We start from the raw sequence: 16,114 nt of genomic DNA, 5'->3' as shown, positions 1-16,114 counted from the left end.
TGATGATTCGTTTCTCCTGGCTTTTCGGTTTTATTTTTTTCTGTCAATGTGCGCTTTTGAAATCGAGCGCGAAAATCAAGCCGCTTGAGTTCAATTATTCTTCGATCGCGGTAAACTATTTTACTCCCGAAAACGAAAAACCTTTTCCGCTCACTGTTCAAAGAGGAAATAACTTATACAATTCCGCGACTGGGGACGGGAGATATCTTTTTTATACGACGGGACAAAAGGGAAACTACGATATCTGGTTTCGCGATCTCAAAAGTTCGATCACCGTTCCGGTCACCGAACATCCCGCGCCCGAATTAAAACCCGCGATCAGTCCGGACGGAACCAAATTGGTTTTTGTTTCCGAGCAGTATGATTCTTCGGGGGATATCGTTATGCTCGAAATGGAACCTTCTTATTGGGCTGAAAAAATTCTCCAGGGAAAAAGATTTCTAAATTCCGATTTTATTGTATTAACAAATCCTAATTTTGAAGATCCGGGTAAGAAGGACGGCTTTGTCGATACCGATCCTTCCTTTTCTCCGGACAATCGCCGCGTCGTTTTCTCTTCCGATCGTCTGAGTCCGGGCGTTCAAAATCTTGTAGTCTTGGATACCGAAGAAAAGGAACCGATGAAACTTCTCACTCAGAACGGAGGAACTTCCCCCGTTTGGTCGGTGGATGGAAAAACAATCGTCTATCTTTCGTATGAGAATTCGAACTCCGGCGATATCTATGTTTTGGATTTGGCTTCGGGAAAAAAGGAAAGAATCACATCGGATTCTTATCTTAATTTTTCCCCTTCGCTTTCCACGGATAAACGTTATTTGTTTTATACTTCGATTCGAAACGATTCGAACAAAAACGGGCGTTTGGACGAAAGGGACAACAGTTTGATCGTGAGGAAGGATCTAAAAACCGGAACGTCGCGCCAGCTTACTTCCGGAAACGATTCCCTTTTTGACTCCAAATTTTCAACGTTTAACGGAGGTTCGATTCTTTTTACTGCAGCATATTATAATACTCTCAATATCTATTTTATTCCTGCGTCCGGCTCAGTTTCCAAAGAGAAAGACATCATCTCACAATACGAACTCGCCCTTCAGTATAGGGACAAACAAAGTTTTGAGGACTTTCTTTTGGCGGTGGATGCGATCGAATTTTATTTTTCAGAGGATCCGATTTTCCCCGCGATTCACTCCAGGGCGCTTCTTCTCAAATACAAGGAAGCCCGCGATTCCGGAAGAAACACGGTCGCTGAAAATGTGAAGAAGGAAATTTTTTCATCGCGTCTTCATCCTTCCGAGGGTCTTGCCTACGGGTTGTTTTTGGCGGAAGAGCGCAGATCTTTGAACGGATCCGCGATCCAAGAACTGAAAAAATACTATGAACAGATTAAAATCGTCCCGTCGGTTTCCAAAGACGTTCTGGCTTCGCTTTTGGAAGAGGAAGCCGATTTTTTTCAGAGAGCGGGCGATTCGACTTCGTCTCTTAAACTATATCAGGAAATTCTAAATTTATATCCGAATTACTATCGAATTCGGGACATCTATCGAAAATCGGGAGATCTCCAGTTTAAAAACGCAGCGGTTAATTCCTACAAAATTCCCGAAACGTTTTATTCGATCGCAAACGATCCTAAAGCAGGTAAAGAGGATCTCAAACTTCTCTACGCGCAAATCGATCGTGAAGTTTTGGAAGGTAAGAATTTTTCGGAAAGAATGAGCGCCGCGGATGTCGGAATTTCGACCAATTCCTTGGAAAAAAAATCGATTCGTTTGTTTCAATATTTCTTATATATCAAGGCTCTCGGCCTGAACGGAAAAGGCTCCTTTGAAGAAAGTAATTCTTTGATGAACTCCTTTCTTTCCTCGGTCCCGGAAACGGATCCTCTTTTTTTAAAAGGACATCTGCTCAAATCGGACAACTTCAAAGGTTTGGGAGAAGTTCAGAAATCTTTCGACGAACTTCGGATTTATTTGGAGAAATACGATCCGCTTTTGGGAGTGGATCTGGAAGAAAAAGAGATAGAACGTTCGTTTATATACTTTGAAAACAAAGCAAGGGACCACGATCGAAGAGGGAATCTTCAAGACGCGGCTTTTCACTATTTTTACAATACCGAGAATATGTTTCTTGTAAAGAGCAGAAACCTTTTTTTGGAGACCTTATATAAGGAATACGCCGTATATTACCAAAGAATGATGGTTGATTCCGTCTTTAAACTCGCTAGTTTTTTAAGCGAAGAAAAACAAAAAGCTCTACTGAATCAAATCGACATCATCGATATTGCGAGTGTGGATCCTCTCGCGGACGAAGGGCTCGTTTATATCAATCAGTATTATAAGGTGGCGGTTCCGAGATCCCGTCCCGTTTTGGATTTAGCGACGCTCTATGGATATTCCTATTATTTGGTAAATCGAAGCGTGATCCGCGAAACATACTATAACGCCGCAGATTCGATGACTTCCGCGAGAAAGGAGGAAATTCTCAGAGACTTTAAACAAGCTGAATATGAATTGAGATGGATCATCTTCGCCGATCCTCGTTATTACGAAGCATATCAACTTTTGGGTTGGATGTATCAATACATTGACATTTTAAAGGGAAGAAAATCCGGAGAGGATCAGCCGACGGACGAAGAGAAATATGCGGGCGTTTATAAAAAATATTTTCCCGAAAAAAACTTCGAAGAGAATATCGAACTCTACAGCCAGGTTCTCGAACTTTTAGGGGAGAATTTCGAAAATAAAAAGGCTCTTTCCGATTTAAGATTGAATCTCGGAAACAACTACTTCCTATTAAAGAATTATCCGAGAGCCAACGAACAGTTTTCTAAAGTCGATTCTTTTTCCGACTATATCATCTCCAAAACTCAATTCGAGAACTATCGTCAGAAGGCGATGTTCCTTTTTAATTCTGCAAGATCTTCCATTTACGTCGCCGATTATAAGTCCGCCGTGGGAAAACTCAAAGCAGCCGCGGCTTTGTATTTTGAAAACGAGTCCAGAAAAACTCTTACGGGAAAGGATAGCCCCGAAAAACTTCAACAATACAAGTTCAAACTCGCTCTTCTTTTCACGTTAACCGGTCTTTCCTATATGGAATCCGGAGAATTTTCGAACGCGGTTTCGTTTTACAAAGACGCACTTTCTCTAAACGGAGACAAAGGTTGGATCGACCAGGTCAATCTTCACAACGGGCTCGCGCTCTGTTATCAAAAATTAGGAAAGTTTAAACTATCCGAATCGCATCTGCAAGAGGCTGAAAAGATATTTTCCGGAAGAGGCGGAGCGGATTGGATTCCAAAGGGTGTAAAGATTACGTTTTGGGATTATTTCTGGGACTTTGTTTGGGACGTCGCGGTTCCGGACGGGGTAAGAATCTCCGGAGAAGGAAGATTTCCGGAAGCCATTTCGCCTAAGTTTCAACCTTTGATGACTAGCGGCATTCGAGTCAACAATCTCATTCAATCGTATGAAATCGAAAAGGCTATCGAAGAGATCAACTTGCGTCTTTCCTACGTAAAGTCCAAGGGGCTCGGTTCCACACTTGCAGGGGCCCTTATCCGCTCCAATTCGTTTAACGATTTGGGATATTTGCATTTCAAAAGAGATGAATTTAAGACAGCGATGTCCCTTTACGAGGACGCGGAAAAGTTCGAATCCGATCAAGGATTCGTGTCGAAGGCGCGTATTTCCTTTCGAAGAGGACTCTATTCTTTTTTCGGGCATTTGGAAAATTCCAAAGAAGACCCGAACTTGGAATCCGAAACCTTACTTTCGGCGCTCGACACTCTGCTCGGCTCGAAACGGAGTTTTGTGGACCATTGTTTGGGCGATACTCAATATATCGAGGAGGTGATTCACTCGGAAAGAAAAAAATGTCACCTTCGATTTTACGCCGCAAATCCGGATCATGATCCTACGCTTGCATTAGTATATTATTATTTAGGAGTGCAGTTTTTTCGTCTTGGCGATTCCGCTTCCACCTTTGAGATGTTCGGATTATCGGCAGGGCTTTTGGAAAATCCTTCCCAAGTTCCCAAGGAGATCGTCGGATTACCCGCGGATCCGTATACGAGAAAGGAGAGAATTTTTCATTCTTTGAGTCGGGCCGCCTTATACGTTCGATTGGGGGACGAAGAAAGGGCGAAAAATCTCTTGGACATATCTGCGGAATCCGCAAACGAATTTTATTATATCCAGGAATGGATCGAATGTCTTGTCGCTCAGGCCGAAATCTTTCGAAATGAAAAAAATTACGCAAGGGCAAAGGAAAAAATAGAAAAAGCCTCTTCCCTTCTGCTATCACATCCGCACCTGATCGGAGAACTTAAGTATTTTGTAATACGCAGACTTTTTAAAATACAATCGGAGATTTATTTTGAGTCAGGAAAGGTAGCCGACGGATTCAAAAGTCTTGATCGACTTCGTAGAATCAATCTGTATCGCCAGTTTGTAAGAATTCCGCACGAGTCTGAAGACTCAAGTTTTACGGAGGACGTAAACCATCTTCAGAATCTTCTCAAAAAACAAAAACTCGCCTACGCGGCGATTCAGAACCTTTTGGAAAAAAAGGAAAAGTCGGATTCCGCACAAAAAGACCATCAAGGTTTCGTAAAAGATCTGGAAAAAATTCTTTCCGATATGAAGGCTAAAAACCCGAATCTGGACGGTTATTTGGGAATTTTTTCGGAGGAACCTTCCGTGATCGGCCTCTTATCGAACGGAGAAGGGTATCTTAGAATGGAATTATCCGATTCTAAGATGAGAATCTATCGAGCCAATTCAACAACGGAAGAATATTTGACTTTGAATGGAAGTCCCGAAGAGGTTTTGAAACAGATCGCAAACTCGGGCAAAATCCCTCTTACAAGTCAGAAGGTTTGGTTTGTTCAATTGGACGAAGGAATCGACCTCCGATCCTTACAAAAGATTCTTCCGGCGGAACACTCCTTGGTTTTTAGACCTTCTCATCTAAAACCCCTTCAGGAAAAGGACTTCAGACCGCTCAGATCCGCGGCTCTTATCGAAGGATCGCCTAACAACGATTCTACTTTAAAAATAAATAAGACGGATTCTAACCGGATTCGTTCCCGATTGTTGGATACGGATTTGATAGTTTCCCCGTTTCCAAAAGTGGAAGGTGATAATTCCTTCGGTGAAAGTTTTTCCGAGAAAGAACTTGCCTTAAAAGATCTCTTTCACAATCGAAATGAAATCTCTTCGGCTTTGTTTTACGGTAATACGTTTGCAGATCTTGGTAAATTAGCCGAGGTCTACGAACTCCTAAACGCTTCCGGAATCAGAAACGTCGCGCTTTGTCAGTTAGAACAAAATTGTTCCGAAAATCCGCCGGAGACGGTTTTTGCAAAATCGCTTCCGGGAAGTTTCTTTTTAGGGGCGAGCGTTCTGAGGAACAAGTCGGATCACAAGATCGGAAACAGTTTTTACGAATCCGCGAGAGATCATGAAAGAAAAGAACAGATTCGGGAGGCATACGCTCACGCTTATTCCTATCGTTCGGTGAGAAAGGAAACGAATCCGGTCGTATCGGGAGAATTGGATCAACTCCGTCTGAAGTGGAAACTTTCACCGGGGGTTTCGTTAAAGGACGTTTATTCCGAGGTTCTGAAAAATAAGGAGGAAAAGGATTCGGTTCTTTTTTCGGCGCTTCTCGCCTGTTATCTGGATCGTGATCTGCAGGATTGCGAATCCTATTCTCCAAAGGATATAAATGATTTAGAAAAAAGGAATATTCTTTTGTCATTGTATTCTCTTAAAACCGGTGTTCCGGTGTCGCCGGCGTCGCTTCGCGTTGCCCCGAAGTGGATCGCTCCTTTTTACGATCCTTACTTGTATTACAAACATATACTTAGAATTTCAAGAAATCTTTACGAATGGGAAGTCGGCGACTTCGTTTATAAAAGCGCGCTTCAGTTGGCGAAAGATTCCGAGGAAACAAAGAAAGTCGAAGAGATTCAACAGAGTCTTTTGGCTCAGAAATACTTTTTGCAGGGAGCAAGTCTTTCTAAAAATCAGATTTTTAGAAAGGAAGAATTGTATCTTATTCTTTCCGGAAATTGGGACGCGGCTTTAGAAGTCCTAAAGAAAAAAGAAGCGGAAGAAGATACCGGAAAATTTCGAGAAAGATTGTTTCAGAATTGGAAACGTGAAATTACGGGAGCCTGGTTTTCTCCGTATTCTTTGTATTCGGAAGTTTACGGAAATTCTTCCAAACTGTTCGAATCCTTGGACCCAGAGGAGAGAAGTCTTCTTTATCATTTGATTTTATACGTTGTGCCGTTTCAGGAAAACGAGGAAGCCGATCTTTTAGCGGATTCTCTTGTGGAATACGAATGGGGAGTCGGAGCCAAGTCGAGGGCTCTAAGAATGGTCCTGGGTTATTCCCAAGCGCTTTTGTCTCGGGGAGAATTGGAGAAAAGTCGAAATTGGATCGAAAAAATCGGTTCCAAATATAAGATCGGGGACGATTTCAAAAGTATATTCAAAGATAAGAATGTCTTTTTAGAAAAGTTATCTTTTCATAAAAATCAAAAAGCCGAAACCGTTTCGGGGATTGAAAGGGGAGAATGGCTCCCGCATTATGACAGGGCTGTTTCCAAATCTCCTACCGAGTTTATCGAATTCTTAAACGCTCTCATCCATTCCAAAAAGGGAAAAATTTTTCACTCCAAAGATCGAATCGAACTTTTGGACTTAATCACTTTTTTGCAGAAGTTATCCTTTCGAAAAAATAACTCGGAAGTTTTTTTCGATCTTGCTTTGGCGAAAGATTTGGTTTCGATGAGCCGTCCTTTGATCTTAAATCACAACGCCGATTACAAGGATATTCCGGTGTTCGCCTCGGTTTCGGAACGACTCAAAGAAAAACTTCCGAAAGATCAGGAATTTCTTTCAGTGATGGATCTCGGTTTGGAATCGTTTTACATCCGTTTTGTGAAGGGAAAATCGAAAGGGGACCTTGCGATCAAGGACAATCGTAAATTTCGAGCCTCGCTTTTTCAATATCTCGAAGAAGCTTCCAAAGGCGGTTACGAGGTTTTGCTTCGGGAAGAATTGGAAAACGAATATCGGAAAAACATCAAACTCACAAAGAATAAACTCACTTATCTCTATTTGAGTTCGTATCATTTTCGGGTTCCTTTGGTTCCAAGAACTGAAGATCGTTTTTATCTTGTGAACGATCCGGAATCTCTTCTTACCAATCCGATTTTTTCCACAAAGGAAGAATTCAACCCGGATTATCAGATTCAATTTTTAGCAAGTTCCAAAACCGAGGAATCCTGGCAGAAAACTCTGAACGATCTTCAATACTTGGAAGTCGGCTCCGGTAATCTCGGCTCCGATCGCCAGAGTCGTTTGTATGTTCTTCAATATCCTCTCGAAATCGTAAATCAAGTCAGCCTTACGATCGGAGGAAAGAACGTTTCCGATTCTTTCAGCGCTCCAAAAAAAGGAAACTGGATTTTTACTTCCTCTTTTCTGGAAGAAGATCGATACGATATCGTGAATTACAGGGACGCTTTTTATTGGATAGCTCAGAGTTTTGTCGGTCCGGGGGTCGTATTTATAGGGGATCAAACAGATACGGCTCACGTGGATTTTTTGAAGCGCCTAACAAAGAGAAGTCGAACGAGAGTTCCTCTCTACATTCGTTTTCAGGAATCCTTGGATGCGATCAAGGAAGTTTATCCACTGGATCGTGTTTGGAACGGCTATCGACTTTATACCAACAGTTTTATTTTGGAAGAATGAGGTTTAGATATTCTTCTTCGAAGTTACTCGGGGAGGCCTAAGTGATTGGACGATTGCTTCGAATCTGAGTAAGCTTTTTTTTCACAAGTTGGAAAGTGATTCCGAGTCCACTCGGATTTTAAGAGGAATTTTGTAGGAGTTCCTACATTTGGTGGTAAGTTTTTTACTTGTAAAGATAAGGTTTTTCTGATAGAGCAAAGTCACCCGAAGCCTCCCACCACCTCTCCTCCTCCACCCAATCAGGGCGGGGCGCGCGGCTTTCACAGAGGATCGTCGTTCTTACGACGGATTCTTCTAAAGATTCAGTCCACTTGCGGTTAAGATTTCGCTTTTTTTGAGCGAACGGGTTTGTTCTTTCGAAACGTATCTAGAGAACGTTTACTGTAAAAGTTTTTTTCTCTCCTCTTTGGAAAGCGCGACTAACGTTCTCATTCTTTCGTGGAATTTCGAAAAATCGTTTCCTACGGCCGCAAATTCTTTTCTAAAAAAATCGGTTCCGGAATGATAACGCAAATATCCGATAAAGTCCTCGTTGTTCCATTCTCTCTTGGAGAGTTTTTCCATTCGGATCGTTTGAAATTCGTTCTTCTTCGAAAAGAGAAGATTTTTGAATTCGTTTATCAATTCGAACTTTTGTTTTCTTTTTTCTTCGTCTTCCAAGGGAGATGTATAAAGTGTTTTTAGACGATTTGCGGTTTGGACGAGAATTTCCTTTAACTTTTTGGATTCTTCCTTTCGAAGAAGAATTTCCTTTTTTTGAGGACTTTCCTTTCCTTCGACGGATTCCAAATAACGAAAGGTTCCTTCCTCTTCCACAAAACTCGCATAACTCTCGTTAAAGACCGAATCTCCTGGAAAGTAGACGGTCGCGTGCGCCATCTCGTGAAAGACTAAGGAGGCGACTTCGTGAGATTTTCCTTCCAATTGGGAGGAAAAGATCGGATCTTCGAACCAGCCAAGAGTGGAATATCCCGCGGTGATCCGAATTCTTGTATCGAATCCCTTTTCTTTGAGTTCCTTTTCCTCTTCTTTGGCTTTTTCCAAACTGAAATAACCTTTGTAGGGAACGGTTCCTGCGATCGGAAACCACCAGGTATAAGATTCCAACTTGAGCGGATAACACGCGGCGACGTGCCAACCCAATTCTTCCCTCTCGAGTGGAACGAAGGATTTAAAACCGGCAGCGGGTTCCAGAGCCAGTTCTTTGATTCCGAATTCTCGGAAGTTTTCCACTTCCCTGAGTTTCAGTCTTAATTCTTCTTTTGTGTTTGGATCTTTGAGAACTTCTTCGATCGGAGTTCTTTTGAGAAGAATGTCGAGTTGTCCCGTTCCCAGATGCCATAAATATCCGACGCAGTTCTGAAAACACAAAGCTAAAAAAAGAAGAATCGAGATTCTTACTATATGGATTGCCGTTTTCGATTTACGGTTGTTCTGAAAATCGAGAGGATAGAATTTAGGTTCTAACATGGAATTATTACGCACACTTCCGAGGATTGTAGTCTTAAACGGAATTCTTTTGACCGCTCTCGTTTTGATTCTGATTTTTCCGAAGGATTGCGCCTTGTCTTCTCTTTTCTCCGGCAAAAGACCCATCTCACCCGGAGAACAAAAGTCTGCGATCGAAATTCAGAATTCTTTTCGCAACGTCTATCATCTCGTAAAAGATTCGGTGGTCTCGATCCGAACCAAAAAGAGCGAATCGATCTCCAACCCTTATCACTATTTCGATTTTAGAAATGAAAGACTCGCTTCTTTTGGGAGCGGCTTTTTTGTCCACGACAAGGGATATATCGTCACAAACTATCACGTCATCGAAGGCGCGGAGAGCATCGAAGTGATCACCTCGAACGGCGGAATTCATTCCGCAAAGTATGTGGGGAGTCACGAAAGAGCGGATATCGCACTTTTAAAGATCCGAGAAGGTTCCGGTTTGAAGCCGGTCGTTTTTGGAGATTCGGATCGGATCGAAGTCGGGGACTGGGCGATCGCGATCGGTTCTCCTTTCGGACTCGAACGTTCCTTTAGCGTCGGAGTTGTCTCCGCAAAGTATCGGGAAGACTTGGACGAGACCGGACAGACTCATATTCAAACCGACAGTATGATCAATCCCGGAAGCAGCGGCGGACCTCTTTTGAATATCTACGGAGAAGTTATCGGAATCAATCGTCTGATCCGGAGCGAGACTGGACGGAACTCCGGTATCGGATTCGCGATTCCGAGCAACTACGCTCTGAAGATTATACGGATGATCGAAGCCAATCAGGGCCGGCATATTCGTCCTGCGATTTTGGGGGTGATGGCGACGGTTCCGCTTCCGGATCACCGAACGGCTCTGGGAATACCGGATTCTTGGACGGGGGTTTTGGTTTACGATATGGATCCTCAGTCTTCGGCGGAAGTCGGTGGAATCAAACGTTATGATTTTATTCTCGAGGCGAACGGAACTCCGATCAAAAATATTAATGATCTTCGCGAACAGGTTGGAATAGTGGGACTTGGGGGCAAGATCAAGCTCCGTATCTACCGGGATAAAACGATGATGGAACTTCCGGTGAAATTGATTCAGAAATAAAAAAACTTGAGTTGGACGTGAGAAAATTCGGGCGATTCGCTCGCGAATTTTTTTTCAAAGACGGCTCGCGACCGCGCTTTACGCTGCAATTCCTAACGGAATTTCCGCTACAATCGCTATCGCGGTTTCTAAAAAACTCATGCAAAATTGATAATATATAAAAGAGGGCAGGACGGGATGAGAAGAAACATCGTTCACAGCGGAGCCGATGCTCTGATCTATGAAATCAGACAGATCGTAGCCGTCGCAAAAAAGCTGGAGGCGCTGGGTCTTCAGATCACTTACGAAAACATAGGAGATCCGATTCAAAAAGGAGAAACCATTCCTTCTTGGATGAAAGAGATCGTTTCCAATCTGGTTCTCAAGGATAAATCCTGGGCCTATACGGCCACACAAGGATACGAACCGACCCGTAAATTTCTCGCGGAAAAAGTAAACGAAAGAGGCGGAGCCCAGATCACAGCGGACGATCTTTTATTCTTCAACGGTTTGGGAGACGCCGTCGCGAAGATCTTCGGTTTTATGAGAAGAGAAGCCCGTGTTTTAGGTCCGAGTCCGGCTTACTCCACGATATCCTCCGCGGAAGCGGCTCACAGCGGATACGAACACCTCACATACAATCTTCTTCCCGAAAACAACTGGATGCCGGATCTTGAGGACATCGAAAACAAGGTTCGTTACAACGACTCGATCACCGGAATTCTTCTTATCAATCCCGATAATCCGACCGGCGCAGTATATGACAAAACTTTAATGAAGAAGATCGTGGCGATCTGCGAAAAATACGATCTTATGCTGATCTGCGACGAAACCTACGCACACGTAAACTATTCGGAAGCGGGACCTCTTCATCTTTCCGAAGTCATCGGAGACAAGGTTCCAGGGATGGCGCTTCGTTCCATTTCGAAGGAGTTTCCTTGGCCGGGAGGTCGTTGCGGCTGGTTGGAAATTTTTAACAAGGACAAGGATCCGGTTTTTAGCCGTTACGTAAAATCACTGTTAGACGCTAAGATGTTGGAAGTCTGTTCTACGACGCTCCCTCAGATGGCGATCCCGGAAGTTTATTCCCATCCCGAATTTGTTCCTCATCTCAAAAGAAGAAACGAAAAGTTTAGAAAAAGGGCACGTCTTGCGACCGAAGCCTTTGCGGGACTCAAGGGAGTCAAGGTGATCGAACCGAAGGGCGCCTTTTATCTGACGGTCGCTTTTGAAGACGGGGTTCTCGATTCTTCCATGAAGTTAAAGGTGGAAAATCAGAAGGCTTCCGATTTTATTCAACCTCTCCTTGCGGAGGCGGCGAACGATAGAAGGTTCGTCTATTATCTTCTCGCTTCGACCGGGATCTGCGTCGTTCCTTTGTCCGCGTTCTGCACCAAGATGGACGGTTTTCGGGTCACCCTTTTGGAAGAGGACGAAAAGAAGTTTGATTGGATCTACAAAACCCTTCGAGAAAAGATCGGTGAGTATATCGCTTCCGCCTAACGCAAAAATTCGTTTGAAAATGGGGTCATCCGTTTGAAAGAACCTCTCAAGATTGGGTTGATGGATTCCGGGATGGGCGGACTTTCCGTACTTAAGGAAATGCTAAAGTATGGAAGGGATCTGGAAGTTGTCTATTTTGGTGATCTAAAAAATAGTCCTTACGGTGAAAAAAGCGCTCAGAAAGTCCTGGAATTGGCTCGAGACGTCTGCAATCGGCTTCTGGAAGAGGACGTGAATGCCATTCTTCTTGCTTGTAATACGGCGACCTCCGCTGCTGCGGAAACTCTGAGGAAAGAATTTAATATTCCGATTTTCGGGATGGAACCCGCGATCAAACCTGCGGTTTTACAAAATCCCGGTAAAAAAATCGCCCTTTTGGCGACACCCGTCACTCAGAAAGAGGCGAAACTCCAAAAGCTCAAAAGAGAATTAAATGCCGACGATTTGATTCTTCCGATTTCTTGTCCCGGTCTTGCGGGTCTCGTGGATAGAGGGGACTTTTCCGGCGCGGAAGAATATTTAAAGCCGATTCTAAAAAACCTCAAAGAACAAAACGTGGAGATCGCAGTTCTTGGATGCACACATTACGTTTTTTTAATGGAACTTTTTTTAAAGAATATGCCGGAATTAAAATTGTATGATGGGAATTTCGGGACGATCAAACACCTTCTCAATTCCTTCGGAGAACCGATTTCCGATTCCGAATTTTCGGAAAGGGTTCAGACAAAATACAAACTCATTCTAAATAGCGAGGAAAAATTCCATTTTTCGCTGGCGGACAATCTTTTGAATTCGAAGAGCGGAGTTTGATTTCTTGGAGAACTCCGATTCTTCTTTTGAAAAGAAAACTTCCGAGGCCCTTCGATTGCTCTCCGGGATCGCGCAAAAAGACCCTCGTTGTCTCGAAAAATTCTACGATCTTTACGGAAATCTTCTTTATTCCGTAATTTATAAAATTCTAATGCAGAAAGAAGAATCGGAGGAGATTCTTCAGGAAGTGTTTACGATCCTTTGGAACAAAGCCGAACAATTCAATCCTGAACGTTCTTCTCCTTTGACTTGGATGACCGCGATTGCACGTAACGCGGCGATTACAAAAATCAGATCCAAAGATTTTAGAAATCGAAAACAGACCGGGGAATTTAAGGAAACTCTCTTATCCGGTTCGTCGGAAAAAGACACCTCCTTCCAGGAAGTTTTTGATTCTTCTTTGAGAAGTCGGGTTCAGGAGGCGATCGCGAATCTTTCTCCTGAGATCGCGATTCTTCTTAGGGAAGCGTATTGGAGCGGGCTCAGTCAGAGCGAAATCGCAGAAAAATTTCAACTTCCTCTGGGGACGGTGAAGTCGCGAATTAGGACTGGACTTTTAGAACTCAGGGATCAACTCAAAGGTTGGAATGTTTGAAATGAAAAGCCAAGTGGGGAATGGGATCGGAATTCGTTTTCCGGAAGAATGGATCTCGTCGGAACTACGACAATTTTTCTGTGAAAGCCGCGCCCCCCACCCTGATTGGGTGGAGGAGGCGGGCTCGCGGGAAGAAGCGGTCGACTTTTCTCTATCAGAGAAATTAGAATCTTGCAAGGAAAATTCTTCCTCTCCGACTTTGTCGGAACTCCCACATCCACTTCCTATTGGGTTTGCAAAAATTTCCCCTTTCACATTGGGAGGGATACGAAAGAAAAAAAGAATCCAGACCGAAAACGAAACGCCAAAAAGAACGATCCGATTCTGCACCGTAAACGTAGGAATCTAATGAAGCAAAGGAAACCAATTCTTTAGTAAGGAATTCAAAGATGAGCCAAGAAAGAAATACGGATTCAACTGAGAACTGGGAAGACTTCGTCTTTCCCGGAGAAGTCTTTGAAACTTCTCCTTTGCAAAGGGAACTAGAAGAGGTCTTTCATCGTTTTGGACTTTCTTCTCTTTCGGAGGTGAAACCCGACTCTTCCTTAAGGAAAAAAATTCTTTCCCATGTTTTGAATCAAACAAGCAAAGAAGAAAATTTTCTTTTTGTCCGTAAATCGGATTCTCCTTGGAAAAACTCGGCGTTCCCCGGAGTGGAATATAAAATTCTAAACAAAGATAAAACCCGCAACACGGTCACTCTTGTAATTCGTATGAAAGCGGGAGCGGTTTTTCCAGGACACTCCCACGGAAGCGGCGAGGATTGTTTTTTGATTTCGGGAGATCTGAACATCGCGGGAACGATCCTCCACGCCGGGGATTTTCACCGGGCAAACGCAGGTTCGGTGCATAAAAAATTCTCCACATCCTCCGGCGCCGAATTTCTTATCGTTTCGGGCGCTTCGGACTTTGCGGAATCCGAGAAATATTTTTCCTAAATTTCAAAAGCCCTTTCTTTGGAAATAAATTTCCAAAGTTAATTTTAATTTTTTTGAAATAAATTTCCTAAATTAAAACTAAAATTTCGATCCGATTTTTCCGAATTCGTGTATAATACGAAAACTCCTCTTTAGAGGATTCAATCGGAGTATCTATGATTCGTTTCATAACCGCGATTGCGGTTTTATTCTTTTTGAACGTTTGTAAACCGAGGGTTGCGGAAAGTTCGGACGCGGTCGTTACCTTTCTCAAGGGAAAGGCTTCCATCGTTGAATCCGGAAAAGAACTTTCACCGCTTGCAAACGTCGCTGAAAAACAATCGGTGAAAACCGAAAGCGACGCAGTGTTGGACTTAACTTCCAAACTCGGAAGTTTTCGTCTTCTGGGCGGAAGCACGGCAAAGGTGGAATCCCTCAACGCTGAAACGGTTTCGTTTCAGGTTTCGGAAGGGAATGTCCTGATCAAAGCTTCCAAATTGACTAAGGGCCAGAGTCTTTCCGTCGATACGCCGACCGTTGTCGCAGCCGTGCGTGGAACTCAGTTTTGGGGAAGAGTCAACGGCAAAGAAGAATCCGGAACCTTCGCCGTAAGAGAAGGTTCCGTAGAGATTACTCGTAAATCCGATAACGCAAAGGTTTTGATCGAAGCCGGGCAAGCCCTGGATCTGAAACCGGGTGATAAGGATTTAAAAACAAGAAACGCGGCAAAAGAGGAACTCTCCGCAATGGAGCAGATAGACCAGATGAAATGATTTCCTGAATTCCCGAATCTTCGTCCTTAAGTGCCGGATTTCCCGTATGGATCCGGTTTTTTTTGTGTGCAGGGATATTATCTTTTCCAAGCTATTCTAAAAAGAGTCGGGATCCTAAGAATGGAAGAAAAGATCACATACAAAAGCGCCGGTGTGGACACGGAGAAGGGAAGAGAGTTTGTTCAAAAGATCAAACGTAATGTGGAATCCACTCACGGTCCCAGAGTCCTTGGCGGTCTCGGCGGTTTTGCCGGAGCCTACGACGTAAGCATTCTTAAAAAATACAATCAACCCGTTCTTCTTTCCGGGACCGACGGAGTCGGAACCAAGATAGAACTCGCAAGACTTCTCAATACCTTCAACACCGTCGGGATCGATCTTGTGGCGATGTGTGTGAACGACATTCTTGTCTGCGGAGGAGAACCCTTATTCTTCTTGGATTATATCGCCTGTGGAAAATTGGATCCGGAAAAAATGGATCAGATCGTCGCGGGTATCGTTCAAGGTTGCAAGCTGTCTAACGCGGCGCTTCTCGGAGGAGAAACGGCGGAACATCCCGGAACAATGAAAGAAGACGAATTCGACCTCGCTGGTTTTGTGGTCGGCGCCGTGGAAAAGGATCTGATGATCGACGGAAGTTCCATTCGTCCCGGGGATCAGATTTTAGGATTAGAATCCAGCGGTCCTCATAGCAACGGATTTTCCCTGATTCGCAAGCTGCTTTTAAAAGATGGAAAACATCTTCCGTCCGATCCCGAACAAGTAAAATTCCTAAAAGACTACGCTCTCAAACCGACTCGGATCTATGTGGAAAGTATATTAAAACTTTTGCAAAAGGTTCCCGTTAAGGGAATGGTTCATATTACGGGAGGAGGATATCAGGAGAATGTTCCGAGAGTCCTTCCCCAAGGCTCAAAAGCTAAGTTTTACAAAGAGAAAATTCCTTCCGGATACTTTTTTGAAAAAATCAAAAAAGATCAGAAACTCGACGAGCTGGAGCTTTTTGCAACCTTCAATATGGGAATCGGTTATATGTTGGTAGTTTCCGAAGAAAACTTACAATCCGCAAAACAATTTTTAGAATCCTCCGGAGAATCGGTTCACTGGATAGGAGAAATCATTTCCGGTAATAAAGAAGAAGTTCAGTTCGTCTAACAGCGAAGATATGATCAATCTCGCCGATCTGTTGCGGT

10 protein-coding genes are annotated in these 16,114 nt (G+C 43.5%); 9 read left to right on the top strand and 1 reads right to left on the bottom strand.

Going from position 1 to position 16,114, the window contains the following annotated elements; translation table 11 throughout:
* Positions 1–2: 2 nt before the first annotated feature.
* On the top strand, positions 3–7,769 hold the full coding sequence (locus JWG44_RS09450; protein WP_205274707.1) for a PD40 domain-containing protein: 7,767 nt from the start codon (positions 3–5) through the stop codon (positions 7,767–7,769).
* A 378-nt stretch (positions 7,770–8,147) separates the two neighbouring features.
* Here the strand turns inward: JWG44_RS09450 and JWG44_RS09445 are convergent, their stop codons facing one another.
* The gene (locus JWG44_RS09445; RefSeq protein ID WP_205274706.1) at positions 8,148–9,239 is read right to left on the bottom strand and encodes an aminopeptidase; all 1,092 of its coding nucleotides are present in this window, start codon (positions 9,237–9,239) and stop codon (positions 8,148–8,150) included.
* Between JWG44_RS09445 and JWG44_RS09440 the strand changes: the two genes are divergently transcribed.
* From JWG44_RS09440 to purM, 8 genes are all read left to right on the top strand, one after another.
* Positions 9,238–10,344 carry a S1C family serine protease gene (locus JWG44_RS09440; protein ID WP_205274705.1) on the top strand — a complete coding sequence of 369 codons (1,107 nt, stop codon included), beginning with the start codon at positions 9,238–9,240 and terminating at the stop codon, positions 10,342–10,344. The two genes, JWG44_RS09445 and JWG44_RS09440, sit on opposite strands and share 2 nt — an antisense overlap.
* 177 nt (positions 10,345–10,521) lie before the next feature.
* Complete coding sequence (locus JWG44_RS09435) at positions 10,522–11,826, top strand: pyridoxal phosphate-dependent aminotransferase (protein WP_205274704.1); 1,305 nt, start codon at positions 10,522–10,524, stop codon at positions 11,824–11,826.
* A gap of 33 nt (positions 11,827–11,859) precedes the next feature.
* On the top strand, positions 11,860–12,636 hold the full coding sequence (murI, locus tag JWG44_RS09430) for a glutamate racemase (RefSeq protein WP_205274703.1): 777 nt from the start codon (positions 11,860–11,862) through the stop codon (positions 12,634–12,636).
* 4 nt (positions 12,637–12,640) lie between these two features.
* Positions 12,641–13,231 (top strand): sigma-70 family RNA polymerase sigma factor, encoded by a 591-nt coding sequence (locus JWG44_RS09425; RefSeq protein WP_205274702.1) that lies wholly within the window; start codon positions 12,641–12,643, stop codon positions 13,229–13,231.
* A 1-nt stretch (position 13,232) separates the two neighbouring features.
* Positions 13,233–13,580: a hypothetical protein gene (locus JWG44_RS09420; RefSeq protein ID WP_205274701.1), complete on the top strand. Its 348-nt coding sequence runs from the start codon at positions 13,233–13,235 to the stop codon at positions 13,578–13,580.
* 40 nt (positions 13,581–13,620) lie between these two features.
* On the top strand, positions 13,621–14,169 hold the full coding sequence (locus JWG44_RS09415; RefSeq protein ID WP_205274700.1) for a cupin domain-containing protein: 549 nt from the start codon (positions 13,621–13,623) through the stop codon (positions 14,167–14,169).
* Positions 14,170–14,312: 143 nt separating this feature from the next.
* Positions 14,313–14,921, top strand: a complete 609-nt coding sequence (gene lsa19 / locus JWG44_RS09410) for an adhesin Lsa19 (protein WP_205274731.1) — start codon at positions 14,313–14,315, stop codon at positions 14,919–14,921.
* A gap of 120 nt (positions 14,922–15,041) precedes the next feature.
* Positions 15,042–16,076 carry a phosphoribosylformylglycinamidine cyclo-ligase gene (gene purM, locus JWG44_RS09405; RefSeq protein ID WP_232371577.1) on the top strand — a complete coding sequence of 345 codons (1,035 nt, stop codon included), beginning with the start codon at positions 15,042–15,044 and terminating at the stop codon, positions 16,074–16,076.
* Positions 16,077–16,114 lie beyond the last annotated feature (38 nt).

It is taken from the genome of Leptospira ainazelensis, from assembly GCF_016918785.1.
GTDB classification, from domain to species: Bacteria; Spirochaetota; Leptospiria; order Leptospirales; family Leptospiraceae; genus Leptospira; species Leptospira ainazelensis.
The sequence above is the reverse complement of the archived record's forward strand: the minus strand, read 5'-3'. Positions and strand labels throughout refer to the sequence as shown.